Source organism: Aeromonas sp. R7-5 (genome assembly GCF_040908015.1).
In the GTDB taxonomy this organism is placed as follows: Bacteria; Pseudomonadota; Gammaproteobacteria; order Enterobacterales; family Aeromonadaceae; genus Aeromonas; species Aeromonas caviae.
This window is the reverse complement of record NZ_JBFOCZ010000032.1, coordinates 369,540-394,535: the sequence shown is the minus strand read 5'-3', so window position 1 is coordinate 394,535 and position 24,996 is coordinate 369,540. Positions and strand designations below refer to the sequence as shown.

Below are 24,996 nucleotides of genomic sequence, written 5' to 3'. Positions count from 1 at the left end.
ACGCCCCTGGCGCAGCCCCTCGCTCAGTGTAGATGCTCATGCTCCTCCCCTTTCCCCTGACTGGCCAGGGCAAAATGGATGGGCCCCAGGGGCTCCGCCTGCAAGATCCAGATCAATTGTTCCTTGCACAGCTCCAGCAGGGCCAGGAAGGTCACCAGCACCCCCATGCGCCCCTCCTCGGCCCGCAGCACCTGCTCCAGGCGCAGGGTCTGGCCCAGGGAGAGCATGGCGAGGATCTCCGCCATCCGTACCCGGGTCGGGATCTGCTCGCGGCGGATCTGGTGATGTTCAAAATGAGTCGCGCGTTTTACCACACTTTGCATGTAAAGGGCGAGTTCAACCAGAGAAACATCGGGCGCCAATGGCTTCAAGGCACCAAAATCCGGCGCCATGGCGGCGGCGACGAAGATCTCCCGCTCCACCCTCGGCAGGGCATTGACCCGCTCTGCCCCCAGCTTGTAGCGCTCGTACTCCTGCAGGCGACGAATGAGGGTGACGCGAGGGTCTTCTCCCTCCTCCTCGTCTTCCAGCTCCGGGGCCTTGGGCAGCAGCAGGCGGGACTTTATCTCCGCGAGCCAGGCCGCCATCAGCAGGTATTCCGCCGCCAGCTCGAGGTTGAGGCCCTGCATCAGATCCACGTACTCCATGTACTGGGCGGTGATCTGCAGGATGGGCAGGTTGAGGATGTCGAGCTGCTGGCGCCGGATGAGGTAGAGCAAGAGATCCAGCGGCCCCTCGAAGGTGTCGAGAAACACCTCCAGCGCATCGGGGGGGATGAACAAGTCCTGGGGCAGCTCATGGTAGGGCTGCCCCAGCACGGTGGCGATGGGCGGGGGAAGGGAAGCCTCCCCCGTCGTGCCCGCGGGGGTTGTCAGCGCGGGCACGGGGTCGGCAAGATCACTCAAACGGCGTCGGATCCCCGGCACCGCGGCGACGCAGCACGGGCTCGTCGTCGGAGAAGTCCACCACAGTGGTGGGCTGCTCGCCCAGATACCCGCCGTTGACCACCAGATCCAGCTGCTTGCCGAGCTTGTCGGCGATCTCCTCGGGGTCGAACTCCGCCATCTCGGAGCCCGGCAGGATCAGAGTGGTGGAGAGCAGCGGCTCACCGAGGGCCTCGAGCAAGGCCAGCGCGATGTTGTTGGCCGGGACCCGGATGCCGATGGTCTTCTTCTTCTCGTTCATGAGGCGACGCGGCACCTCCTTGGTGGCCTTGAAGATGAAGGTGTAGGGTCCGGGGGTGTTGTTCTTGACCAGCCGGAAGGCGGTGTTGTCCACCTTGGCATAGGTGGAGATCTCCGAGAGATCCCGGCACACCAGGGTGAAGTCGTGGTTCGGCTCGATGCGACGGATGCGGCAGATGCGCTCCAGGGCATCCTTGTTGCCCATCTGGCAGCCCAGGGCATAGCCGGAGTCGGTGGGATAGACGATGACGCCACCGTTTTGCAGGATCTGCACCGCCTGGCTGATGAGGCGAACCTGGGGATTGTCGGGATGTACGTAAAAATGCTGACTCATATGCTCTTCTCGCGATAGGGGGCACGCTCGTTGCCCGCTTCATGGTCAAGGGCCCCTTGGCCCATGACACTACCTTAACCTGTTTGACGCAGACTCGCCTGCATCAAAGATACCGGCCCGGGGCCCGGGGAGTTAGCGGCTGGCCAGCAGACCCGCATGCTCCTCGGGGGTGAGCCCGAAATGACCGGGGTGACCGAGCCACAGCGGCATCCCCTCCTTGGGGAGCCAGAGGTGGCGGCCAAGCTCGGTCCAGTTGGAGGGGAAGTGAAAATCGGACCCCACCGAAATATAGAGATCGTGCTCCCTGGCCCACTGGCCGAGATTCGCCCGCTCCTGGGGGCTCTGCTGGGGCAGGGAGACCTCCATGGCATCCCCCCCGACGGCCTTGAAGGCCACCAGCAGCCGCTTGATCCACTTGGCGGTGAGATTGTAGCGGCTCGGGTGGGCCAGCACCGCCAGCCCGCCTGCGGCGTGGATGGCCTCGATGGCCTCCCCCATCCCGGGCCACTCGGCGGGTACATAGCCCTTGTTGCCCCGGCTCAGGTACTTCTTGAACACCTTCTGCATATTGTCGGCCACCCCGCGCGCCACCAGCACCCGGGCAAAGTGGGCCCGGGTCACGGCGGCGTCACCGGCAAGCTGCTTGGCCTCTTCATAGGTGCCCGGGATGAGGCACTTCTCCAGACGACGCCCGATCTCCTCGGCGCGCGCCTCCCGGCGGGCCCGCTGCCCTGCCAGAAAGGCGAGCAACTGGGGATTTTTCTCGTCCACCCCGAGGGCCACGATGTGGATCTCGTGATGCTCCCACCCGGTGGAGATCTCCACCCCGCTCACCAGGCGCAGTGGCAACTGGTCAACCGAGATGGTCTGGCGCACCTCCTCAAGCCCGTCGAGGGTATCGTGGTCAGTGACCGCTAACACCTCCACCCCTTTTTCGGCGGCGCGGCGCACCAGGTCGGCGGGGCTCAGCACCCCGTCCGAGGCGGTGGTGTGGCAATGCAGATCGAATCTCATCGGCGTGTTTCGCTCTTGTTTGGGACCTGCCTGGAAAAGGCCGGCAAAAAAGCGACTTGACTTGGCCGCGGCTTTATCGTTTTCTGTAGGCACTTCATTGCAAACATCTTTTTACAGGACTCAATCTCATGCAAGCGACTTCCATCCTGACCATCTGGTGGTGGCACACTCCCTGACATGCGGGCGTGTGGTCGTTGCTGTACCTGTAATCTGACAGCAAGTTAAGAACCCAAAGAAAAAGCCCGCTGACCCCAGCGGGCTTTTTTATTATCCGGCAAATGGACCTGTGATGAAACCGACAATTCAGAGAAGCACACTGACATGGCGATGGCGAACTCGCTGACGTGACCCGAACCCGACCCATTTTCAAGAGAGACAGCGCCATGACCATCGGTGACACACAACACATGCAAGGGAAGGCATTATGACAGGCAACAAGACCCGTTTGCCCCTGGGCGAATTCGATACCATCCGGCTCAATGCCCCCTATGTGACAGACCCCCTGGCACTCTATACCCGACTCTGCCAGGACAGACCCAACAACCTGCTGCTCGAATCGGTGGAGATCGACTCCAAGGCCGGCACCCAGAGCCTGCTGCTGGTGGACGCCTGCCTGCGCATCGAGTGCCGCGGCCGCGCCGTGCAGGTGCGCCCCCTCGGCGACAACGGCGCCGCCCTGCTGCGCCTGCTGGAGCAGCGCCTGCCCGCCGTCATCATCCAGACCCGGGTGGCGGACGAGCTGCACCTCGACTTCCCGGCGTCCGATCGGGAGCTTGACGAAGACAGCCGCCTCAAGGGCAGCAGCGTGCTGGACGTGCTGCGCACCCTGCAGCGGGAACTGCAATGCCCGCAGGGCAAAGAGGCCCTCTTCATGGCGGGCAGCTTCGCCTACGACCTCATCGCCTCCTTTGAAGACTTGCCCGAGGTGCCAGAGGGGAGCAACGACTGCCCTGACTACTGCTTCTATGTGGCCGAGACCCTGATCACCATCGACCACATCAAGCAGAGCACCCAGTTGGTGGCCTGCCTGTTCGGCGGCGAAGAGGATGAGCAGCTGGACGCGCGCTACGCCCGCCTGACCGCTCGCCTCGAATCCTTCAAACAGGCCTGTCAGCAGCCGCTGCCTGCGCCACAGGGCACGGCGCCGCTGACCGGCGCCCTGGCCGTCGACAAGGGGGACAAGCAGTTCTGTGCCGAGGTCGAGAAGCTCAAGGGCTTCATCCGCCGTGGTGACATCTTCCAGGTGGTGCCGTCCCGCAGCTTCTCCCTCCCCTGCCCGGATCCCGTCGCCGCCTATCGCCGCCTCAAGCAGACCAACCCCAGCCCCTACATGTTCTACGTGCAGGACGAGGGCTTCACCCTGTTTGGCGCCTCCCCCGAGAGCGCGGTCAAGTTCTGTGCCAATAGCCGCCAGGTGGAGATGTACCCCATCGCCGGTACCCGCCGCCGCGGCCTCAACCCGGACGGCAGCATCAACCTGGATCTGGACGGCCGCATCGAGCTGGAGCTGCGTCAGGACGAGAAAGAGGTGGCCGAGCACCTGATGCTGGTGGATCTGGGCCGCAACGACATCGCTCGCATCTCCGCCCCCGGTACCCGCTACGTCAAGGATCTGCTGAAAGTGGATCGCTACAGCCACGTCATGCACCTGGTCTCCCGGGTGGTGGGCACCCTTCGCGCCGACCTTGACGCCCTGCACGCCTACCAGGCCTGCATGAACATGGGCACCCTGACCGGTGCCCCCAAGCTGCGCGCCAGCGAGCTCATCCGCATGGTGGAAGGCAAGCGTCGCGGCAGCTACGGCGGCGCCGTGGGTTACCTGAATGGCGCAGGGGAAATGGACACCTGCATCGTCATCCGCTCCGCCTTTGTGAAAGAGGGGGTCGCCCATGTCCAGGCCGGCGCCGGGGTGGTCTATGACTCCAAACCCCAGGCCGAGGCGGACGAGACCCGCGCCAAGGCGGCGGCCGTGCTGGCCGCCATCGCTGCCAGCCATGGCACCTCCCTGCAGGCCCTCAGCGCCCAGCAGGAACAACACAAGGACGTGAGCCATGACTAACATCTTCCTGCTCGACAACTTCGACTCGTTCACTTACAACGCTTTGGCCGACCAGTTCCGCACTTCGAAGGAGCAGTCCCATGACTAACATCTTCCTGCTCGACAACTTCGATTCATTTACCTACAACCTCGTCGACCAGTTCCGCACCCTGGGCTACCCGGTGCGTATCTACCGCAACAGCCTGCCGGCGAGCCGCATCATGCAGGAGATCGACGCCTGCGAAGGGGACGCCGTGCTGGTGCTCTCCCCGGGGCCGGGCGCCCCCCATGAGGCGGGCTGCCTCATCGATCTCATCAAGCTGGCCCGGGGCCGGGTGCCCATCCTCGGCATCTGCCTCGGTCATCAGGCCCTGTGCGAAGCCTACGGCGGCACCGTCGGAGCGGCGGGGGAAATCGTTCACGGCAAGCGCTCCCTCATCGAGCACAACGGCCATGGCGCCTTCGCGGGGCTGCCGAGCCCCTTGCCGGTGGCCCGCTACCACTCCCTGGTGGCCACCTATGTGCCACAAGAGTTGCAGGTGATTGCCCACTATCAGGGCATGCCCATGGCCATCGAGCAGCGTGACGAGCGGGTGCTGGGCTTCCAGTTCCACCCGGAATCCATCATGACCAGCGAAGGGGCCCGCCTGCTCACCCAGGCCCTCGCCCATGTCACCCGTCCAGAAAGCCACGTGCGGTAAGGAAGAGACCATGCATCAACATCTCAACACCCTCTATCAGGGGCAGTCTCTCACCCGCGACGCCGCCCGCGATGCCTTCGGCCAGGTGGTTCGTGGTGAAGTGGATCCCATCGTGCTCGCAAGCCTTTTGACCGCCCTCAAGATCAAGGGGGAGACCCCGGAGGAGATCGCAGGCGCCGCCGAGGCGCTCTTGGCCGAAGCCCGCGACTTCCCGCGCCCGGACTATGCCTTCTGCGACATCGTCGGCACCGGAGGGGACGGCCTCAACACCATCAACGTCTCCACCACCTCGGCCCTGGTGGCCGCCGCCTGCGGCCTGAAAGTGGCCAAGCACGGCAACCGCTCGGTCTCGAGCAAGTCGGGGTCGAGCGATCTGCTCGATAAAATGGGCATCAAGCTCGACATGAGCCCGGCCCAGGCCCGTCGCTGCCTGGACGAGCTCGGGGTCTGCTTCCTGTTCGCCCCCCAGTACCACGCCGGGGTACGCCACGCCATGCCGGTGCGCCAGGCCCTCAAGACCCGCACCCTGTTCAACGTGCTGGGGCCGCTCATCAACCCCGCTCGTCCCAGCTTCCAGCTGATGGGGGTCTATGCCCCCGAGCTGGTGCGCCCCATCGCCGAAACCCTGCTGGCACTCGGCCTGAAAACCGGTATGGTGGTGCACGGCGCCGGTCTCGACGAGATTGCCATCCACGGCCCGACCCAGGTGGCGGAAATCCGTGACGGCGAAATTCGCGAGTACTTGCTCACCCCGGCGGACTTTGGCCTCGACACCTACCCGGTCAGCGCCATCCAGGGCGGTGAGCCCGAGGAGAACCGCGCCATCACCGCCGCCATCCTGGAAGGGCGCGGCAGCCCGGCCCACAACGCCGCCATCGCCGCCAACGTGGCGCCGCTCCTGGTGATGGCGGGCGAGGCCCCGGACTTTCGGCAGGCCGCCGCCCGGGTGCTGACGGTGCTGGCAAGCGGCCAGGCCGCCCTCCTCGCCCGGGATCTCGCCACCCTGAGCCATCAGGAGGCATGATGTCAGCCACCACCACAGCGTGCCCCAGGGGCACTCACCCAGAACGCCCGACGGGCAACAGCCAGCTTCGCAAGGATAACGAGATGTCAGATGTCATTGCTCCCCACGCCTTTCTGAACATGGCCTCCATCAGCCAGACCATCCTCGGCAAGATCGTGGCGGCCAAGCAGGAGTGGGTCGCCGCCCGCAAGGAGAGCCAGCCCCTGGCGAGCTTCCAGGACGCGCTCACCCCGAGCGATCGGGACTTCGAGGGGGATCTGCGCCAAGGCTCCACCCGCTTCATTCTGGAGTGCAAGAAGGCATCCCCCTCCAAGGGCTTGATCCGCAACGACTTCAGCCCGGAGGCCATCGCCGACATCTATGGCCACTACGCCACCGCCATCTCGGTGCTGACGGACGAGAAGTTCTTCCAGGGGGATTTCGCCTTCCTGCCCCGGGTACGGGGCCGCGTCCAGCAGCCGGTGCTCTGCAAGGACTTCATGATTGACCCCTATCAGGTCTATCTGGCCCGCCACTATCAGGCGGACGCCATCCTCCTGATGCTCTCCGTGCTCACCGACGAGGGGTATCGCGCCCTGTTCAAAGTGGCGAAAGAGTTGGGCCTCGGGGTGCTCACCGAGGTGAGCAACGAGGAGGAGCTGACCCGCGCCATCGACCTCGGCGCCCCGGTGATTGGCATCAACAACCGGGATCTGCGGGATTTGAGCGTCGATCTTGCCCGCACTCAGCAGTTGGCGGCCAGGATCCCGGGGGATAGGGTGGTGATCAGCGAATCCGGCATCAACCACCGCGCCCAGGTGGCGGCCCTGCGCCACCACGCCAAGGGCTTCCTGGTGGGCTCTTCCCTCATGGCGGAGCCGGATCTGGAGGCCGCGGTACGCAAGCTCGTGCTCGGCCAGAACAAGGTGTGCGGCCTGACCCGTCCCGAGGACGCCGCCGCCGCCCATCAGGCGGGTGCCGTGTTCGGCGGCCTCATCTTTGTGGCGAAAAGCCCGCGCTACGTGGACATACCCGCCGCCCGCGCCGTGATGGCGGGTGCGCCGCTCTCTTACGTCGGGGTGTTTCGCAATGCCCAGCCCGCCACCATCGCCAAGACGGTGGATGCGCTGGGGCTCGCCGCCGTGCAACTGCACGGGGACGAAGACGCCGCCTATATCGAGACCCTGCGCCCCCTGCTGCCGGCGGGCTGCCAGATCTGGAAAGCCGTAGGAATAACGAGCGGCGAGCCCCTGCCCGCCCTCGACTACCCGGCGGATCGCCTGCTGCTGGATACGAAAGTCGGCAGCCAGAGCGGCGGCACCGGTCAGGCGTTCGACTGGACTCTGCTGGCCGGGCTCGACAAGAGCAAACTGATGCTGGCAGGGGGGCTCAACCCCGACAACGCCCTCGAGGCCGCCCGGGTGGGCTGTGTGGGCCTTGATTTCAACTCCGGGGTGGAGAGTGCCCCGGGCAGGAAGGATGCCCACAAGCTGGCTGCCGCCTTTGGCGCCCTGCGCCAACTGTGAGCGCCCCCGTGACTCATTCAACGAATTAATGAACTGCGTTTGCCCATAAGCACAAGGAATAATGTATGACCCTGCTCAATCCGTTTTTCGGTGAATTTGGTGGTATGTATGTGCCCCAGATCCTCATCCCCGCCCTGCTCCAGCTGGAGAAGGCCTTCGTCGATGCCAAGGACGATCCGGCCTTCGTCGCCGAGTTTCAGGCGCTCCTGACCGAGTACGCCGGTCGCCCGACCCCGCTCACCCTGACCCGCAATTTGACCAAGGGCACCAAGACCCGCCTCTATCTGAAGCGTGAAGATCTGCTGCACGGCGGCGCCCACAAGACCAACCAGGTGCTGGGTCAGGCCCTGCTTGCCAAGCGCATGGGCAAGCACGAGATCATCGCCGAGACCGGCGCCGGTCAGCACGGTGTGGCCACTGCGCTGGCCTGCGCACTGCTCGGCCTCAAGTGCCGGGTCTACATGGGGGCCAAGGATTGCGAGCGCCAGAAGCCGAACGTGTTTCGCATGAAACTGATGGGTGCCACCGTGATCCCGGTGCACTCCGGCTCCAGCACCCTCAAAGATGCCTGCAACGAGGCGCTGCGGGACTGGGCCGCCAACTACGAGACCGCCCACTACCTGCTCGGCACCGCCGCCGGTCCCCACCCCTTCCCCACCATCGTGCGGGAGTTCCAGAAGATGATCGGGGAAGAGGCCAAGGCCCAGTGCTTCGAAAAAGAAGAGCGCCTGCCCGATGCGGTGATCGCCTGCGTTGGCGGCGGCTCCAATGCCATCGGCATGTTTGCGGACTTTATCGATGAGCCTTCCGTGCGCCTTATCGGCGTCGAACCCGGTGGTCACGGCATCGAGAGCGGCGAGCACGGCGCGCCGCTGGGTCACGGCAGCAAGGGGGTCTTCTTTGGCATGCACTCCTTCCTGATGCAGGACAACCAGGGCCAGATCCAGGAGTCCTACTCCGTCTCGGCGGGGCTGGACTTCCCCTCCGTCGGCCCTCAGCACGCCCATCTGGCCGCCATCGGCCGCGCCGAGTACCCTTCGGTGACCGACAAGGAGGCGCTGGACGCCTTCCAGGAACTGGCCAAATCCGAAGGCATCATCCCGGCGCTGGAGTCCTCCCACGCCCTGGCTCATGCCCTCAAGATGGCCCGCAGTGAACCGGAAAAAGAGCAGGTGCTCATCGTCAACCTCTCCGGCCGTGGCGACAAAGACATCTTCACCGTTGCCGACATCTTTGAAAAAGAAGGAACCTTGTCATGAACCGTTACGCACAACTCTTCTCCCGTCTGGACAAGGCCAATCAGGGCGCCTTCGTGCCCTTCGTGATGCTGGGTGACCCCACCCCCGAATTGTCCCTGGCCATCGTCGATGCCCTGGTCGAAGGGGGCGCCGACGCCCTCGAACTCGGCATTCCCTTCTCCGATCCGGTGGCAGACGGCCCCACCATTCAGGGCGCCGCCCTGCGTGCCTTTGCCAGCCACACCACCCCGGACGACTGCTTCGGCCTGCTCGCCCGCATCCGCGCCAAGTACCCACAGCTGCCCATTGGCCTCCTGGTCTACGCGAACCTGGTCTATGTGCGCCACATCGACGGCTTCTACGAGAAGTGCCAGCAGGCAGGGGTGGACTCGGTGCTGGTGGCGGACGTGCCGGTGCAGATGTGCGAACCCTACAAGGCGGCGGCCGACAAGTTCGGCATCGACAGCATCTTTATCGCCCCGCCCAACGGCGATGCCGAGACGCTAAAGGCCGTGGCAGAGCTGGGCTCCGGTTACACCTATCTGGTGAGCCGCGCCGGCGTGACCGGTGCCGAGACCAAGGCCGGCATGCCGGTGGAGGGCCTCATCAACACCCTGCGCGAGTTCAATGCCCCCCCCGCCCTGCTCGGCTTTGGCATCAGCGAACCGGCCCAGGTGCGTGACGCGATCAAGGCTGGCGCCGCCGGTGCCATCTCCGGCTCCGCCGTGGTGAAGATCATCGAGACCCACCACCAGAACCCAGCGCATATGCTCACTCGTCTGAAAGAGTTTGTGGAAGGGATGAAGGCGGCGACCAATCGATAAGAGGCGGCATGGGTCAGATGCCATTGGCCGTGAATGGTCCGACTGCGTATCCGCCTTACGCATAGCGGCATTGCGGCATTGCGGCATTGCGGCATTGCGGCATTGCGGCATTGCGGCATTGCGGCATTGCGGCATAGCGGCATAGCGGCATAGCGGCATAGCGGCCATCGTTGTATCACCCTATCAACGCATCAAAGGGAGCCTGACCGGCTCCCTTTCTCTTTCCTCCTTGCTGCCGCTCCCGACGTCTTTGTCCCCTCTCCCCTTGGGAGAGGGCTAGGGTGAGGGGAGCCAGGGTTCCCCGAAGGTTATCGATTTGATGAGTGCCCGTAGGTTCGAATAGCGCAGCGTATTCGGACGTTCGCGATCCGGGCGGAGTTAATCCGAACTCCCAATCCTGCTGATGCCCCTGATGGCGTGGCTTTGCCACGCAGGATGCGAGGACTCCGTCCTCGACGGGGTTTCGCCCGCCCTTCGGGCGTGGGCGAGTGACTTTTTTTTGCGTGGCCAAAGAAAAGTCACCAATCGAGCGGCCACCCCCACTTATTCGCCCGACTGACGTCGGGTACCTTCGGCTCACCCTCTTGTCCAACGGCACGCGCCGATGGGCCTTTGGCCTGCGCCATCCATGGCTCCGGCCAAAGTCCGCTTCGAACATCCGTGTTCTCGCGCCAAATCGGGTCGAGTTGTGCTCGCCCTTTCCGATTTTGCCCATGGCCCAGCGACGCTCGCTCGGCATCCTGCCTCGCGGCCTGGACAGGAGGGCTCGCCTCAGCGAATAAGAGGGGGCTCAAAACAAGACAGTGCCAGCCCTCAGCTCCCGTCTAACCGCAGACAAGCTCCCTCGCCCCTTGGGAGAGGGTTGGGGTGAGGGGATTTCCGCACTCTCTACAAACCCAACAGCCCACTTAAAACGGCAGTTGCTCACTAATTGGTTGAACCAGCTCGAATTTTTCTTAATCTTCTCTTCCTATGCCCCAATCAGAGCCCTTAAGATAGCCAAGGACAATCCATCTCTCGGGAGGACACCATGGGAGTGATTGCTGATATCTCGCAGGTGAAAGCAGCGGGCTGGGGGCTGGAACTCAGGGGCGGTAGCCTTATCTGTTCAAAATAACATCGACAGGCATTGTTGATCATGCCGATTCCTTGATGGTGTTTTTATACAGCGGTAACGGTAGAGCCAAAAGAAGAAGTTAAGCGAATACGTTCAGACACCAGAGACGGGCTAGCCATAACGTGATTTAAATTAAATTTTCCGTGGTGGTTATGAAGATAATCTGAGTTTTCGGAAAACTCTGTTATCAGATGAATGCCGCCTATCATCTAATTACTGTTAGCAGGCAAGTTGATATGGCCACAGACTTCACAATCAATGACAAAGTTTTTGTTCCAGCATCTAGGATCCCAGGAATGGAGGGGCATCCCTCCGCATTCTACGAAACACGCATCGCAGAAGTCGGAATCAGAAAAGTAAAAGTCCACTTACAAGGTGGAACCACTTCAGAGTGGATTGGCACTGGTCTATGCCAGAAGAATGTCGGCATTCTAATTTTTACGTTCGGAGATCTTGAGACGGAGATAGGGTTACTTGATCCGCTTGCAAAGTCCGTTCTCCAATATTGTCGATTACTTGTTCCAGATGATTATCTACGTGCTTACAAAATACGCTCTGTTGCAGAGCTAGAAATTATTTGGCATAGAGAACAAGCAGCATATTCGCATGTGGTAATTATTGGCCATGGTAGCCGTGAAGGTATCAAGTTCTCAGTAGATAAATGGGTAAAATCCGATATACTAGATGCCACTCTTAAAGTTAGGGGGGCACCGAAGAAAGTATTTATCTCTCTTAGCTGCCAAACAGGCTACAAGACTGCAGGAGGAAAGCTCTCAGAAATGGCAATTTGTAGTCACTTCATTGCTCCGTTTCATAGCGTACACGGTGCAGTGGCATCACAGTTTGCGCAAACTTTCCTAGCCTTTCATCTTCTCGAGGGAGAAAGTGTTGGTGTGGCATTTAAGCATGCGAGGAAATATACGCCTGGCAGTACAAGCTTCAGGCTATGGGAAAATGGAAACCTCAAGGCTGGCCAAAAGTAGCCTGCTAGAAAATCATTTCAGCGGAAGTCAAAATATACATCTTTTCTCTCCATAGCTTAATCATTGGTATTAAAATTCCCATTGAGGTTTCGTCATGAAACATAAGTTTCTTGAGTTGGCAAATGAAATAAGTCATCTTACAGTAGATGACATTGAGATGATTTATAAACGGTACCTTAGTGGTGAAAAAAACTCAGATCTAGTTAAGGAATACGAACTTGATATCAACCCTAATAAATTGATTAAAATACTCCCACCACAGATATTGATGGATCAGGTCTGTCCTTACTGTGACGTTCCCATGTACAAGAAACGGGAGAGTAAGAGCCAAAGTAGTTGGAATAAGCCCCCGATAGAGTGTTTACAATGCGAGCATAAGATACATCAAACATCAAGATTTAGGCCGGATAATTGCTCCTGTCAGAATTGTGAAGTTGTTCGTATTGAATCTCAGGTAAGAGCCGAAGAAGAGAAAAGAAAAATACTCGTAGATAAATATGACCCTGAAAAGAGAGTGACAATATCGTACTCAGAACTCAGCTTTACTGACAAGTTGTTTCTTCTAACTCTGTTTCGTATGCAAACAGATGGGGATTTTGATCACATAATTGCTTTAAATGACCCTGCCAAGACTGAGATTTTCACCCCAACAAGTGATATGTCTATTGAGTGCCTTAAAGAACTATTTGATAAGCGAGCAATCATAGTAGATCCACAGTCAAAATTAAGTGCATTTGTTGAAGAAGAAGACTTCGATTCGTTTTATATTAGCAAAATACAATGGATTCCAAATGTCGTACTTTTCAATGACAAGCGTTCATCCCTTAGTGAACTCTATCATGAAATATATGAAGAGCTGACAGAAGGAATTCAACCTCACTGGGAAAAAGATATTTTTAATACATTATTCAGAATTGCAAGAGAGGAGGTTCTTCAGTATGTTTATATAAAATCCGATGAACTGAATGTATCATTTTCTGCAGAAAATAAAACTAGAGAAGTCGTCAACCAACTACTTCACAATTTTTCAGTCAGCGAAATTTATTACTTCGTTAAAAAATCTATTGAAAATGCTCATATCTATCATGCGAAGGGATACGCTCAAAATAAAAAGCATGCAGGAAATACTATTCCAAACAAAATGCTGTCTCTTGGAGAGCGGGCTTTGAATGAACAATGGAATACCTACAAATACACCAGGGACTCAAGGGCTCCTCGCTCAGCTATAAGCAAAATATTCTATGATTTTTTCCTCCACGATGAAGATGCAGGTTTTGTTAAATCACCAGGTAAGTATTGGGAGCAAGTGCTTTTTCCGAGAAATTTTTGTAGCTTGGATGGGAATGAAGAAGCTAAGTTAGCTTGTAAAGACTGCAACTCCAGTTCGGTTGAAGTGAAAATGAATAGAAGTGGGATCGAGCTCCACTGTCAAGACTGTGGATCAATCTGCAAGTTTACATTGGAAGAATAACAAAGCATGAGATTCACCCACCTTTCTGAGTAAGACGCTACATAACCAGTCTACAAAAGGTAGGAACCCAAGCTTTGTCATCTCTAACGTTTAGATTAATTAAAAACAATGACTATTTATCATGACTACAACCGCACTTAGAATTGAACTTTTAATAATAGGGTTTCAAGCAAGCATATGGCTGTTAATTTCTCTCGATTTAAATAATGTGTATCACATTTACATTGAAAATATCGATATAGTTAAAGACACATCTGCATTAATAATCCTAATTGTTATCGCAACATGTTATTCTGTTGGTGCAATGATTGACAGCATCACAGCAGCTATTGAAGATTTTCCATCATTCTTTAAACCTAGAGAATATAATGGACATGATTCATCTATTATGAGACTTCGGTATCCTGATGCATATAAAGAACTGGTGGCGTCAGACTTCGAACTCCGCTTACTTAGGTCTACAGCATTCAATTTATTCATAACCTGTGTTGTGATATTAATATTCACAGAAAAATTTTATATCTGCCTTATGCTGCTTGCTATAAGTGTTCTTGTAACCCTTGGCTGGTATCGCAGAAAAAAGAAGACTGAAAGACGTCGGAAGTCGCTCTACCAAAAAGCCTACAGACTTGCCTAGCATTACCTTTTATATATCTGATGATCTAGGACCTCTACATACAACATGCATTGTGGATCTTGCGACAGCGCGGGGATCAAGGTGTCTTAGGGGCCTCGGTAGCCAAACCCAGTAGAGCTCGGAGAGGCTCACCACCTAACCTCGGGCTGTAAGGTAAACCTTGAGTTTGAAAGGGACGGCCTGGATCACCTGCCATGTGGCAAAGATGCACACCCCATGGGACGCAACCCAGCCTTGAGCCCATGACGGGCATTGCCTACAATGACCCACTTTTTATCACTCTCAGGTAAATAAAATGAGCGACAACAAACCTGCACTGCCCGACCGTCTGGCGGCCAACCCGCGCAGCCCGCACCATGTGGCGGAGTGTTTCGAGCACGAGATCGGCATTCGCGTGAACGGCAAGGAGCGCACCAATGTCGAGGAGTACTGCATCAGCGAAGGTTGGGTGAAGATCCCCTCCCCCAAGGCCAAGGATCGCTACGGCAACCCCATGCTGATCACCGTCAAGGGCACCGTCGAGGCTTTCTACGCCTAAGCGGCCCTGACCGCGCGCCCCGCCGGGCCCGCCGCCATGCTGTTCAGAACACCGGCCTTGCGCCGGTGTTCTGCTGTTGAGGGCGGCCCAGGGTGACAGGCGCCTCTCTTTCTTTGCTCTCTGTTGCCTTCCTGTTTCTTCCTTTCCCTCCCTTTCTTTCGCCTTTTCCTTTTCATCTGGGCCCTGATCCGGCTGGCGAGCCACCTTTGGCATCCAGGCAAGGCGGCGCTCCTGTCATCCCTGCCGGTTTGCCCAGGCCATCACCGCATCACTCACCCTCGGGAGCGCGACTTGCCGCCCTGCCAGCGTTGCAGCGCAGCCCCCGCCAGCACCAGCAGGATGCCGAGCAGATCGCTCGCGGCCAGCCGTCCGGCCAGAACATCGAGCAGGGCGCCCCCCGCCAGCTGGCCCGTGACGATGAGCAGGGCGCAGGCCAGGGCGCCGATCCGGCCGATGGCCCAACTGCTGATGGCGACGAACAGCGCCCCCAGCACGCCGCCGAGCAGCAGCCAGGGATCGAGCCCGGCGAGCCGCTCCCAGGGCGCCCCCTTGAGGATGAGCAGGGCGCCGAGCAGCCCGAAGCCGAGCAGGTGGTTGGCAAGGGACGCCGTCATGGCGCCCCGGGCGCTGGCGAGGCGGCCATTGAGGGTGCGCGACAGGCTCACCGCCACGCCGTTCAGCAGTCCCAGCAGGATCAATAAGGTCATGGTGTCTCTCCTAATGCAGCACGATGAGCAGGGCGCCGGCCAGCACCAGCAGGGCGGCGAGCGCGTCTTTTCCCGAGGGGCGGCGGCGAGCCAGTCCGAGCCAGCCGAGGCCATCGCACAGGGCACCAAACAGCAGTTGGCCGAGCAGCAGCAGGGCCAGGGTGCCCGCCATGCCGAGGGGCGAGTTGAGGCACAGGGCCGCCAGCACCACGGTGAGCGCCCCCGGCAGACCGCCGAGCCAGGCCCAGGGCGGGGCCGCCTCCGGCGTCGGGGGCCTTGGGGAGAGCCACCACAGGAGCCCGGCCACCAGGCTGCCGACCCCGTGGGCCAGCCAACTTGCGAGCCAGGGGTCGGTGGCGCGGGACAGGGCGCCGTTCTGGGCGATCATCAGCGCCAGCAGCAGGCCGGCGGCGAAGGCGGCCAGGGCACCCAGGGTCTGGCCAAGTGTCTGGCCGAGGGCGGGGCGGCCGGGGCCGCGGTCAACAAGCGGGGGGATCATGGGGTTGCTCCTTGGTTGAACTGACGAGCAGGGTAAATTGTTTTTGATTTGGGGATAATCTACCCTCTTTGAACAACATTGTTTACATATCGAGAACAACATGAACCAGGAAGCCTTCGCCCTGCTCCCGGCCTTCGTCGCCGTGGTGGAGTCGGGCACCTTCTCCGGCGCCGCCCGTCAGCTCGGCCTCAGCAAGTCGGTGCTGAGCAAGAAGGTGAGCCAGCTCGAGCAGGCCCTCGGCTGCCAGCTCCTCTATCGCACCACCCGCTCCCTCACCCTGACCGAGGCGGGGGAGCGCTACTTCGAGACGGTGCGCCATGCAGTGCGCCTGGCCAGCGACGGGGAAGATGCCATCGGCGCCCTGCAATCGGCCCCCCGCGGCCTGCTGCGGGTGACGGTGCCCATGGTCTATGGCCGGCGTCACATCGCCCCCCTTGTCCCCGAGTTTCTCGCCCTTCACCCCGAGGTGCAGTTGCAGCTGGAGATGAGCGACGCCCGGCAGGATCTGGTGGCCGAGGGGTTCGACGTGGCGGTGCGCATCGGCGAGCTGGAGGATTCGAGCCTGGTCGCCCGCCGCCTCGCCCCCTGTCTCAGCACCCTGTGCGCCGCCCCCGCCTACCTGGCGCAGGCCGGCACGCCCCGCATCCCGGCGGATCTCGAGCGCCACAACTGCCTCTTCTACTCCCTGTTTCGCGGCGGCACCCAGTGGCGGCTGCACGGGCCCGAAGGAGAGGTGGCCATCACCCCCAGGGGCAATTTCGAGGTCAACAACAGCGATGCCATCCACACCGCGCTGCTGGCGGGGCTTGGCATCGGCAACATGCCGGACTTCATCGTGGCGCGGGATCTCGCCATCGGGCGGCTGGTGCCCGTCCTGCCAGACCATGCCCTGCCCGAGCACGGCATCTGGTGCGTCTATCCCAAGCGCCGCCACCTGCCCGCCAAGGTGGAGGCCTGGCTGGCCTTCCTGCAGGCGCGTCTGGGGCTGCGCTGAGGGGGGCCATCGGGATAACCGGAACGGTTCACGTTTTTTTCATCGGGAAGGGAGTAGAGTAGGCAGCAAACCAAGCATCTGTTTTTATTGGAAAAGCATTCAGGGGACGAGCCACGGCATCGCGCCCCGCACCCCAGAGGGAGCCCCATGATGAAGAAAACCGCGATTGCCCTGACCCTCACCAGCCTGCTGACGCTGCCGCTCTTTGTCTCATCCGATGCCTGGGCCGCCCCGGTGCGCTCCCTGCAAAAGGAGCAGAATTACGAGCAGTTCATCAGCAAGCGCCAGGTGGTGGATCAGCTGCTGGCAGACGCCGCCCGCATCTTCCACTCCCCTGCCCGGGTCTCCGATGCGGGCTTCACCGCCAAGATGCCGAGCAACATGGAGCAGGTGACCACCCTGCTGCTGGAGGCCCACCAGCTCGAGCCCTATCGCACCGATCTGCTCATCTCGGCGGCCAATGCCCAGATCTACAACGGGAACGTGGACAGGGCCATCGCCCTGTTCGAGCAGGCCCTCACCGCCGCCCCGGACGATCTGGACATCAACACCTATCTGGCCACCTGGCAGCGCTTCAAGGGCAACCGGGCCAAATCCGATGGCTACCTCAAGCGGGTCGGCGAGCTCAATGCCGGTCGCGCCGCCGACTTGCAGCGACTGTTCGCCACCGTGGATCGGGTAGTCGCCACCCCCCTCAAGGAGCGTCAGGGACGGGGCGAGAAGAAGGGGCGCCGCGCCATCGTCACCCTGGGCTATGCCCTCAATCCCGATGGCTCCATGCACGACATCCTGCTGGGACGCCTCGAGACCACCCGCGCCCTGGCCCAGGCTGATCCGGCGGCCCTCGTCATCCTCACCGGCGGCGTGCCCCAGAACCGCCAGACCGAGGGCAAGCTGATGGCGGACTGGCTGGCGAAAAAGGGCATCGACCGCTCCCGTATCATCGAGGAGAACTACGCCACCAGCACGGTGGAGAACGCCCTCTACAGCGGCTATGCCCTCGCCCGCCACGAGATTGAGTTCGCCACCCTGGTGAGCTCGGCGAGCCATGTGCGCCGGGGCCAGACCCTGCTGGAAATCGCCTGCTGGCAGAGCGGCCCGGCGAACATCCGCATCGACAGCGTCGCCTACCCGGACAAGCCCCTCTCGGCCCTGGCCAAGGCAAGCCCGGAGGAGCTGCTTGGCATCTACCGGGACGCCCTGCGCACCTATGGCCTGTGGAGCTACCGCTCGGCCCCGCTGGTGGAGCGCTGATCCCCCGGCCCCGCCACCCTGGCGGGGCCTTTTCCTCTCTTCTCCCTGCCAGTCACTGCCCCCCCTGTTGGCCTTCCCCTGCACGCACCTGCTGGCCCCTTGCGCCATCCACCCGATAGATGGCGGGTGAGCAAGCTATCCACTTTCTGGCATATCTCAATCAGATCATTGATTTACCGTTCTTTTTCTAAGAACCAAACGGCATGAGAACCCCCTTCTCGTTCCTTCGCCCCCGGGGATGTTCAGATAAAGATGTGGCTTCCAACACCCCCAACAAGGAAGTGCATCATGACAGCAAAAGGCATCTCTCTGTGGCTCGCGGCCTCCATGCTGCTCGGCCAGTCCGCCCAGGCCCTCGACGTCACCGTGGCCTACCAGACCTCCGCCGAACCCGCCAAGGTAGCCCAGGCCGACAACAGCTTCGCCAGGGAGAGCGGCGCCACCGTGGATTGGCGCAAGTTTGACAGCGGCGCCAGCGTGGTACGGGCGCTCGCCTCTGGCGACGTGCAGATAGGCAACATCGGCTCCAGCCCCCTGGCGGTGGCGGCGAGCCAGAACCTGCCCATCGAGGTGTTCCTGCTCGCCTCCAAGCTCGGGGAGTCCGAGGCCCTGGTGGTGAAGCAGGGGCTCGCAAAACCCGAGGATCTCGCGGGCAAGCGCATCGCCGTGCCCTATACCTCCACCACCCACTACAGCCTGCTGGCGGCCCTCAAGCACTGGAACGTCGACCCCGCGACGCTGCAGATCGTCAACCTGCAACCACCGGCCATCATCGCCGCCTGGCAGCGGGGCGACATCGACGGTGCCTATGTCTGGGCCCCCGCCCTCAACCAGCTCATCAAGGAGGGCAAGGTGCTGACCGACTCCGCCCAGGTGGGTGACTGGGGGGCGCCGACCCTGGACGTCTGGGTGGTGCGCAAGGACTTTGCCAAGGCCCACCCCGACGTGGTGCAGGCCTTCGTGAACAGCACCCTGGCCGCCCAGCGCGACTACCTGGCCAACCCCGACGGCTGGCTCACCAAGCCGGACAACCTCGCCAAGCTGGCCAAGCTGAGCGGCGTTCCCGAGGCGGACGTTCCCGCGCTGGTGAAGGGCAACACCTACCTCGATGCGAAGGCCCAGAGCGCCGAGCTCGGGCGCCTCGTCAACCAGACCATCATCGACACCGCCCGCTTCCTCGAGAGCCAGGGCAAGGTCGCGAACGCCGCCTCGGACTACCGCCAGTTCGTGACCGATCGCTTCGTGAAAGCCGTGGCCCAGTAAATCCAAGGAGACGACCATGCTGCAGCTCTCTCATGTGTCCGCCGAGTACGCCGGCAGGCGGGTGCTCGACAACATCAACCTCTCCCTGTCCGAGGGGGAGCTGATGGTGGTGCTGGGGCCCTCGGGCTCGGGCAAGACGACCCTCCTCAACCTGGTGGCGGGCTTCGAGCCTTGCCACCACGGCCAGATAAGCCTTGAGGGCAAGCCGGTCACCGGCCCCGGCGCCGAGCGCGGCGTGGTGTTCCAGAGCGAGGGGCTGCTGCCCTGGCGCAACGTGCGAGACAACGTGGCCCTCGGCCTGCAGCTGGCGGGTGTGCCCAGTGCCGAACGCACCGAACAGGCCCGGGCACTGCTGCGTCAGGTGGGGCTGGAGGGGGCCGGCGATCGCGCCATCTGGCAGCTCTCCGGCGGCCAGCGCCAGCGGGTCGGCATCGCCCGGGCCCTGGCCACCCAACCCCGCCTGCTCCTGCTGGACGAGCCCTTCGGCGCCCTGGACGCCTTCACCCGGGAGCAGATGCAGACTCTGCTGCTGCGCCTGTGGCACGAGCACCGGCGTCAGGTGCTGCTCATCACCCACGATATCGAGGAGGCCATCTTCATGGCCACCGATCTGGTGCTGCTCTCCCCCTCCCCCGGGCGGGTGACGGAGCGGCTGACCCTGGATTTCGGTCGCCGCTTCGCCGCCGGAGAGCCCTGCCGCAGCATCAAGTCCGATCCGGCCTTCATCGAGCGCCGTGAATACGTGCTGGAACGGGTGTTCGCAGAGCGGGAGGCCTTCGCATGACTCTCGCCCTCGCCCGGCAACGGGATGTCACCCACACACGGGCAGCGGGCTGGCCCCTGTCCCGCCGTCTGACCCTGAGCCTCGCCACCCTGATCGTGCTGCTGGCCCTGTGGTGGCTGGTGGCCCACTTCGGCTGGGTCGATCCCCTGTTCCTGCCGCCCCCACAGCGGGTGCTGGCACAGCTCATCACCATCGCAGGCCCTACGGGCTTTATGGATGCCACCCTGTGGCAACACCTGGGGGCCAGCCTGGGGCGCATCCTGGTGGCGCTCGCTGCCGCGGCGTTCTTTGGCATCACGGTGGGCATCGCCATGGGGCTCTCCCCCACGGTGCGCGGCGTGCTGGATCCCCTCATCGAGCTCTACCGCCCGGTGCCGCCGCTCGCCTACCTGCCACTCATGGTGATCTGGTTTGGCATCGGTGAAACATCGAAGGTGCTGCTCATCTATCTGGCCATCTTCGCGCCCGTGGCCCTGGCGACCCTGGCGGGGGTGCAGAGCGCCAACGCGGTGCGAGTGCGGGCGGCCCAGGCGCTCGGAGCATCCCGGTCCCAGGTGCTCTGGCACGTGATCCTGCCCGGCGCCCTGCCGGACATCCTGACCGGGCTTCGCATCGGGCTCGGGGTGGGCTGGTCCACCCTGGTGGCGGCCGAGCTTATCGCCGCCACCCGGGGGGTGGGCTTCATGGTGCAATCCGCCGGCGAGTTTCTCGCCACCGACGTGGTGCTGGCGGGCATCCTGGTGATCACCCTGATCGCCTTCGTACTGGAACTGGGCCTGCGCGCCCTGCAGCGCAGGCTCACCCCCTGGCATGGAGAAGGACAATGAGCCACAGGCTGACCTCTTTCCTTCGCCCCCCTTTCCTATTGGTATCGGGCCTTCACGCCCCCAGACATGGAGCAAGACCATGACCGACAAGTTGACCATTACCCCCCTCGGCCCCCACATCGGCGCCGTCATCGCCGGCGTCAATCTGGCCGAGCCCCTGAGCCAGGGGCAGTTCGAGCAGCTCCATCGCGCCCTGCTCAAATACCAGGTGCTGTTCTTTCGCAACCAGCCCATCACCCCGCGAGCCCAGCGGGCGCTGGCGAACCGCTTCGGGGATCTGCACATCCACCCCGTCTACCCTCACACGGAGGAGGCCGAGGAGATCATCGTGCTCGATACCCACGATGACAATCCGCCGGACAACGACAACTGGCACACCGACGTGACCTTTATCGAGACGCCCCCGGCACTGGCCATTCTGGCCGCCAAGCAGCTGCCCCCCACCGGGGGGGACACCCTCTGGGCCAGCGGCATCGCGGCGCTGGCGGCCCTCTCCCCTCCCCTGCAAACCCTGCTGGCAGGGCTGGAAGCCGAGCACGACTTCACCAAGTCCTTCCCGGCCCATCGCCATGATGACAGCGAGGAGGCGCGCCAGCGCTGGCAGGCGGCCGTGGCCCGTCACCCGCCCCTGCGCCACCCGGTGATCCGCACTCATCCGGTGAGCGGCCGTCAGGCCCTGTTCGTCAACGAGGGGTTCACCACCCGGCTGCCCGGGCTGCCCCCCAAAGAGAGCGAGGCCCTGCTCGGCTTTCTGTTCGAGCACATCACCCGCCCCGAGTTCCAGGTGCGCTGGCGCTGGCAGGAGAACGACATCGCCATCTGGGACAACAGGGTGACCCAGCACTATGCCAATGCCGACTACCTGCCGGCCCGCCGGGTGATGCACAGGGCCACCATTCTCGGGGACAAGCCCTTCTGGCGCCCGGGCTGAACATCCCTCATGGAGAGCGACCATGAGATAACGCCCAGCAAAAAGCCCGCCGGCTGGCGGGCTTTTTCATCATCTGACGGGCCTGGGTGTGCTATCGGCCCTTGCGCTCCGGCCACCAGGGTGAAGCCCCGATGGCAGGTCTCAGCCCTTGAGCTCCAGCACGGTGGTGAAGCCTCCGAAAATCATGCGGGCGCCGTCAAACGGCATGGTCTGGTGCAGGGGATTGGCGGGGTCCATCCTGGGGTCCTGCATCATCTTGCCCATGGCGTCGTCCCGCACCGCCTTGCTCGGCCACTCCACCCAGGAGAAGACCACGGTTTCATCCTCCCTGGCCGCCACCGCCCGATAAAAGTCGGTCTGCTTGCCGTGGGGCACGTCGTCCCCCCAGCACTCCAGCACCCGGGTGGCGCCATATTCGAGGAAGATGGGGTCAAACTGCCCCGCATGATCGATCAGGGCCTGCTTGTTGGCCGTCGGCACGGCGAGCACGAATCCGTCCACGTATGACATCAGAGGTTCCTCCAGTGAGTGAGGATCTCAGCATAGCAGCCGCCCATCAGCCCGCGCTCTGCGCCGCCCCGCGCAGCCAGCCATCACAACGAGACCAGCCGCTCCAGATCGCTGCGGGTCAGGCGCTTGCTGTCCACCTTCACGTAGAGGGAGTGTTCCTCGCGTACCAGCAGCACATCGCTCACCCCCTCGCAAGCGCGGATCCGCTGCTCCAGGGCCGGGGTTGCCTCGACTCCTTCCGGCAGCACGATGCGCAGGCTGCTCACATAGGGGGGCTCGGCCATGGTGAGGCTCACCCCGAGCCAGGCGAGGGCCAGGGCGGCGCAACCACCAAACACCAGGGGGCCACCCCCCAGGCTGTAGAGCAGGCCGCCGAGACTGCCGCCGATGGCAACCCCGAGGAACTGACTGGTGGAGTAGACCCCCATGGCGGTGCCCTTGTAGCCCGGCGGGGACTCCTTGCTGATGAGAGACGGCAGCAGCGCCTCCATCACGTTGAAGCCGATGAAGAAGAGCTGCAACCCGGCGAGCAGACCCCACAGCTGCTGGCCGCTCTGCCAGAGCACCAGCTCGGCGGCCAGCATCACCACCACGCACCCGATGAAGACCCGCTTCATCTGGCGGTGCTTCTCGGCATAGATGATGAAGGGCACCACGCTCACGAAGGCGATCAGCATGGTGACCAGATAGGCCTGCCACTGGCTGTCACGGGGCAGGCCCGCACGTTCCAGCAGGGGCGGCAGGGCCACGAAGCTCGACATCAGCAGGGTGTGGACGCAGAGGATGCCGAGGTTGAGTTTGAGCAGGCGAGGGTTGGTGAGCACGGTACGAAAGCTGCCTCGCACCATGGCGGACTCGCGATTTTGCAGGTGGGCCGCCGGGGTCGGCACCACCCAGAGCACCATGGCGATGGCGGCCAGGGCCAGCAGGGCGATGAGCCAGAAGAGGCCGGACAAGCCCAGGGCATGGGTGATGAGGGGGCCGGTCACCATGGCGATGGCGAAGGTGATGCCAAAGCTCACCCCGATGAAGGCCATCGCCTTGGTGCGATTCTGCTCCCGGGTGAGATCAGACAGGAGCGCCATGACGGCGGCGGAGATGGCGCCACTCCCTTGCAGGGCGCGCCCGACGATGACCCCCCAGATGGCGTCGCTCAGGGCGGCGATGACGCTGCCAAGGGCAAACATCAGCAGGCCGCCGACGATGAGGGGCTTGCGCCCCACCTTGTCGGAGAGCAGGCCGAAGGGGATCTGGAACAGGGCCTGGGTCATGCCGTAGATGCCGATGGCAAGCCCGATGAGCGCCTCGGAGGCGCCCGCCAGGGACATGCCGTAGGTGGTCAGCACCGGCAGCACCATAAACATGCCGAGCATGCGCAGCGAGAAGACGGAGCCGAGCGCCCAGGTCGCGCGTCGCTCGCCCCTCGTCATGGTGAAATCATTCATGAGGGCCTCGATGAGTCAAAAAGAAGAGAGAAAGAAAGGGGTGACAGGCGCCCGGCCGCCCCGAAAAATCGGCGATACCCCTCGCAGGGCGGCGCCCATAATAGCAGAGCCGGGAAGATTCCCGGCTCTGGATTTCATGCATTTCAGGGGTGCAGTTCACACTATCAGGGCAGCATGCTCACCAGCACCGGCGCTGCGTCCGGCTGGAAGCCCACCGACATCATCACGCTCAGGCAGGTGAAGATGATGACGACGATGGAGAACATGTCAGCTCCAGCGTCAGGGCAGCATGCTCACCAATACAGGCGCTGCGTCCGGCTGGAAGTCCACCGACATCATCACGCTCAGGCAAGTAATGGTGACGATGGAGAACATGAACAGCTTGCGCGCCCAGAGGGAGTCGTCCACCGCCGCCTTGTAGCCCGACAGCGCCATCCCCAGCCACCAGACGCTCACCGCGGTGGCCACCACCAGATACTTGTACCCGGCGTAGCCGCCGAGGAACAGCATCAGGGTCGGCACCATGAACGCCAGGATGTAGAGAGTGATGTGGAGCTTGGCCACCGGGATCCCCTTCACCACCGGCAGCACCGGGATGTTGGCGGCCTGGTAGTCCTTGAAGCGGAAGATGGCGATCGCATAGGAGTGCGGCATCTGCCACAGGCTGAAGATCGCCAGCAGGATCAGGGCCCCCGAGTCGAACTGCCCGCTCACCGCGCAGTAGCCGATGACCGGCGGCGCGGCGCCGGAGAGGCTGCCGACCAGGGTGCCATAGACCGAGTGGCGCTTCATGTAGAGGCTGTAGACCCCCACATAAACCAGGAAGCCCAGCACCGCCAGCAAGGCGGCCAACGGATTGGCCGCAAAGTAGAGCAGTGCAATGCCCGCAACGCCCAGCGCCGTCGCATACCAGAGGGAGACACCGGGGGCGATGAGCCCCCGCACCAGGGCGCGGTTCTTGGTGCGCTCCATGATGCAGTCGATGTCCCGGTCGATGTAGTTGTTGAACACGCAACCGGAGGCCACCACCAGTGACACCCCCACCATGGTCAGGATGAACAGGGGCACATCCAGGCTCCCCTTCGAGGCCAGCAGGAATCCCCCGATAACCGAGATGAGGTTGCCGAAGATGATGCCCGGCTTGGTCACTTGCAGGTATTGCTTCATCATCATC

General features: G+C 61.9%; 24 protein-coding genes and 3 pseudogenes. 17 read left to right on the top strand and 10 right to left on the bottom strand.

The annotated features are described in order from the left end of the window. Positions 1 to 23: 23 nt before the first annotated feature. The 3 genes from AB5Y53_RS14880 to AB5Y53_RS14870 form a co-directional block, all read right to left on the bottom strand. Complete coding sequence (locus AB5Y53_RS14880) at positions 24 to 905, bottom strand: ScpA family protein (RefSeq protein WP_010673703.1); 882 nt, start codon at positions 903 to 905, stop codon at positions 24 to 26. Beyond that, the gene (locus AB5Y53_RS14875; protein WP_010673702.1) at positions 898 to 1,518 is read right to left on the bottom strand and encodes an L-threonylcarbamoyladenylate synthase; all 621 of its coding nucleotides are present in this window, start codon (positions 1,516 to 1,518) and stop codon (positions 898 to 900) included. Before AB5Y53_RS14875 ends, AB5Y53_RS14880 begins: the two co-directional genes overlap by 8 nt. A gap of 132 nt (positions 1,519 to 1,650) precedes the next feature. Next, the gene (locus AB5Y53_RS14870) at positions 1,651 to 2,532 is read right to left on the bottom strand and encodes a PHP domain-containing protein (RefSeq protein ID WP_319858931.1); all 882 of its coding nucleotides are present in this window, start codon (positions 2,530 to 2,532) and stop codon (positions 1,651 to 1,653) included. Positions 2,533 to 2,956: 424 nt separating this feature from the next. On the opposite strand from AB5Y53_RS14870, the gene AB5Y53_RS14865 reads away from it, so the two are divergent. From AB5Y53_RS14865 to AB5Y53_RS14820, 10 genes and pseudogenes are all read left to right on the top strand, one after another. After that, the gene (locus AB5Y53_RS14865) at positions 2,957 to 4,591 is read left to right on the top strand and encodes an anthranilate synthase component 1 (RefSeq protein WP_368182412.1); all 1,635 of its coding nucleotides are present in this window, start codon (positions 2,957 to 2,959) and stop codon (positions 4,589 to 4,591) included. After that, positions 4,584 to 4,655: pseudogene (locus AB5Y53_RS14860) on the top strand (anthranilate synthase component II); the annotation flags it as partial. The gene AB5Y53_RS14865 and the pseudogene AB5Y53_RS14860, both read left to right, overlap by 8 nt. 16 nt (positions 4,656 to 4,671) lie before the next feature. After that, a complete protein-coding gene (locus AB5Y53_RS14855) occupies positions 4,672 to 5,271 on the top strand; it encodes an aminodeoxychorismate/anthranilate synthase component II (RefSeq protein WP_039039194.1) in 600 nt (199 codons plus the stop codon). 10 nt (positions 5,272 to 5,281) lie between these two features. Beyond that, entirely contained in the window at positions 5,282 to 6,295 is a 1,014-nt protein-coding gene (gene trpD, locus AB5Y53_RS14850; protein ID WP_113736249.1) for an anthranilate phosphoribosyltransferase, read from the top strand. After that, positions 6,295 to 7,800, top strand: coding sequence for a bifunctional indole-3-glycerol-phosphate synthase TrpC/phosphoribosylanthranilate isomerase TrpF (gene trpCF, locus AB5Y53_RS14845; protein WP_368182411.1), 1,506 nt, complete (start codon positions 6,295 to 6,297; stop codon positions 7,798 to 7,800). The genes trpD and trpCF overlap by 1 nt, the downstream gene beginning before the upstream one ends. A 65-nt stretch (positions 7,801 to 7,865) precedes the next feature. Continuing rightward, positions 7,866 to 9,059, top strand: a complete 1,194-nt coding sequence (trpB, locus tag AB5Y53_RS14840; protein ID WP_041214833.1) for a tryptophan synthase subunit beta — start codon at positions 7,866 to 7,868, stop codon at positions 9,057 to 9,059. Beyond that, positions 9,056 to 9,862 (top strand): tryptophan synthase subunit alpha, encoded by an 807-nt coding sequence (trpA, locus tag AB5Y53_RS14835; RefSeq protein ID WP_368182410.1) that lies wholly within the window; start codon positions 9,056 to 9,058, stop codon positions 9,860 to 9,862. Before trpB ends, trpA begins: the two co-directional genes overlap by 4 nt. Before the next feature lie 1,308 nt (positions 9,863 to 11,170). Next, a complete protein-coding gene (locus AB5Y53_RS14830) occupies positions 11,171 to 11,962 on the top strand; it encodes a hypothetical protein (protein ID WP_368182408.1) in 792 nt (263 codons plus the stop codon). A 94-nt stretch (positions 11,963 to 12,056) separates the two neighbouring features. After that, positions 12,057 to 13,433 carry a hypothetical protein gene (locus AB5Y53_RS14825; RefSeq protein ID WP_368182407.1) on the top strand — a complete coding sequence of 459 codons (1,377 nt, stop codon included), beginning with the start codon at positions 12,057 to 12,059 and terminating at the stop codon, positions 13,431 to 13,433. A gap of 121 nt (positions 13,434 to 13,554) precedes the next feature. Continuing rightward, positions 13,555 to 14,070 (top strand): hypothetical protein, encoded by a 516-nt coding sequence (locus AB5Y53_RS14820; protein WP_368182405.1) that lies wholly within the window; start codon positions 13,555 to 13,557, stop codon positions 14,068 to 14,070. A 138-nt stretch (positions 14,071 to 14,208) separates the two neighbouring features. On the opposite strand, the pseudogene AB5Y53_RS14815 reads toward AB5Y53_RS14820, so the two are convergent. Then, a pseudogene (locus AB5Y53_RS14815) lies at positions 14,209 to 14,274 on the bottom strand (metal-dependent hydrolase); the annotation flags it as partial. Positions 14,275 to 14,365: 91 nt separating this feature from the next. Between AB5Y53_RS14815 and AB5Y53_RS14810 the strand changes: the two are divergent. Continuing rightward, positions 14,366 to 14,608 carry a DUF3297 family protein gene (locus tag AB5Y53_RS14810; protein WP_010673692.1) on the top strand — a complete coding sequence of 81 codons (243 nt, stop codon included), beginning with the start codon at positions 14,366 to 14,368 and terminating at the stop codon, positions 14,606 to 14,608. Positions 14,609 to 14,880: 272 nt separating this feature from the next. On the opposite strand, the gene AB5Y53_RS14805 is transcribed toward AB5Y53_RS14810, so the two are convergent. Together AB5Y53_RS14805 and AB5Y53_RS14800 are read right to left on the bottom strand one after the other, a co-directional pair. Continuing rightward, complete coding sequence (locus tag AB5Y53_RS14805) at positions 14,881 to 15,315, bottom strand: DMT family transporter (RefSeq protein WP_368182404.1); 435 nt, start codon at positions 15,313 to 15,315, stop codon at positions 14,881 to 14,883. Between the two features lie 10 nt (positions 15,316 to 15,325). Next, positions 15,326 to 15,814 carry a DMT family transporter gene (locus tag AB5Y53_RS14800; protein WP_104454450.1) on the bottom strand — a complete coding sequence of 163 codons (489 nt, stop codon included), beginning with the start codon at positions 15,812 to 15,814 and terminating at the stop codon, positions 15,326 to 15,328. A gap of 100 nt (positions 15,815 to 15,914) precedes the next feature. On the opposite strand from AB5Y53_RS14800, the gene AB5Y53_RS14795 reads away from it, so the two are divergent. The 6 genes from AB5Y53_RS14795 (at position 15,915) to tauD (ending at position 21,867) form a co-directional block, all read left to right on the top strand. Beyond that, positions 15,915 to 16,808, top strand: a complete 894-nt coding sequence (locus AB5Y53_RS14795; protein WP_161653013.1) for a LysR family transcriptional regulator — start codon at positions 15,915 to 15,917, stop codon at positions 16,806 to 16,808. 150 nt (positions 16,809 to 16,958) lie between these two features. Beyond that, positions 16,959 to 18,062, top strand: a complete 1,104-nt coding sequence (locus AB5Y53_RS14790) for an ElyC/SanA/YdcF family protein (RefSeq protein WP_368182459.1) — start codon at positions 16,959 to 16,961, stop codon at positions 18,060 to 18,062. Positions 18,063 to 18,350: 288 nt separating this feature from the next. After that, entirely contained in the window at positions 18,351 to 19,325 is a 975-nt protein-coding gene (tauA, locus tag AB5Y53_RS14785) for a taurine ABC transporter substrate-binding protein (protein WP_368182402.1), read from the top strand. A 16-nt stretch (positions 19,326 to 19,341) separates the two neighbouring features. Continuing rightward, a complete protein-coding gene (tauB, locus tag AB5Y53_RS14780; protein ID WP_226043994.1) occupies positions 19,342 to 20,109 on the top strand; it encodes a taurine ABC transporter ATP-binding subunit in 768 nt (255 codons plus the stop codon). Then, complete coding sequence (gene tauC / locus AB5Y53_RS14775; protein ID WP_368182401.1) at positions 20,106 to 20,936, top strand: taurine ABC transporter permease TauC; 831 nt, start codon at positions 20,106 to 20,108, stop codon at positions 20,934 to 20,936. The genes tauB and tauC overlap by 4 nt, the downstream gene beginning before the upstream one ends. A gap of 79 nt (positions 20,937 to 21,015) precedes the next feature. Then, positions 21,016 to 21,867, top strand: coding sequence for a taurine dioxygenase (tauD, locus tag AB5Y53_RS14770; RefSeq protein WP_043155533.1), 852 nt, complete (start codon positions 21,016 to 21,018; stop codon positions 21,865 to 21,867). Positions 21,868 to 22,008: 141 nt separating this feature from the next. Here tauD and AB5Y53_RS14765 read toward each other — a convergent pair whose 3' ends face one another. From AB5Y53_RS14765 to cyoE, 4 genes and pseudogenes are all read right to left on the bottom strand, one after another. Next, positions 22,009 to 22,377 carry a DUF1428 domain-containing protein gene (locus tag AB5Y53_RS14765; RefSeq protein WP_010673687.1) on the bottom strand — a complete coding sequence of 123 codons (369 nt, stop codon included), beginning with the start codon at positions 22,375 to 22,377 and terminating at the stop codon, positions 22,009 to 22,011. An 83-nt stretch (positions 22,378 to 22,460) separates the two neighbouring features. Next, a complete protein-coding gene (locus AB5Y53_RS14760) occupies positions 22,461 to 23,822 on the bottom strand; it encodes an MFS transporter (protein ID WP_041213223.1) in 1,362 nt (453 codons plus the stop codon). A 164-nt stretch (positions 23,823 to 23,986) separates the two neighbouring features. Next, a pseudogene (locus AB5Y53_RS14755) lies at positions 23,987 to 24,088 on the bottom strand (protoheme IX farnesyltransferase); the annotation flags it as partial. A gap of 13 nt (positions 24,089 to 24,101) precedes the next feature. Then, the gene (cyoE, locus tag AB5Y53_RS14750) at positions 24,102 to 24,995 is read right to left on the bottom strand and encodes a heme o synthase (protein ID WP_010673685.1); all 894 of its coding nucleotides are present in this window, start codon (positions 24,993 to 24,995) and stop codon (positions 24,102 to 24,104) included. Position 24,996 lies beyond the last annotated feature (1 nt).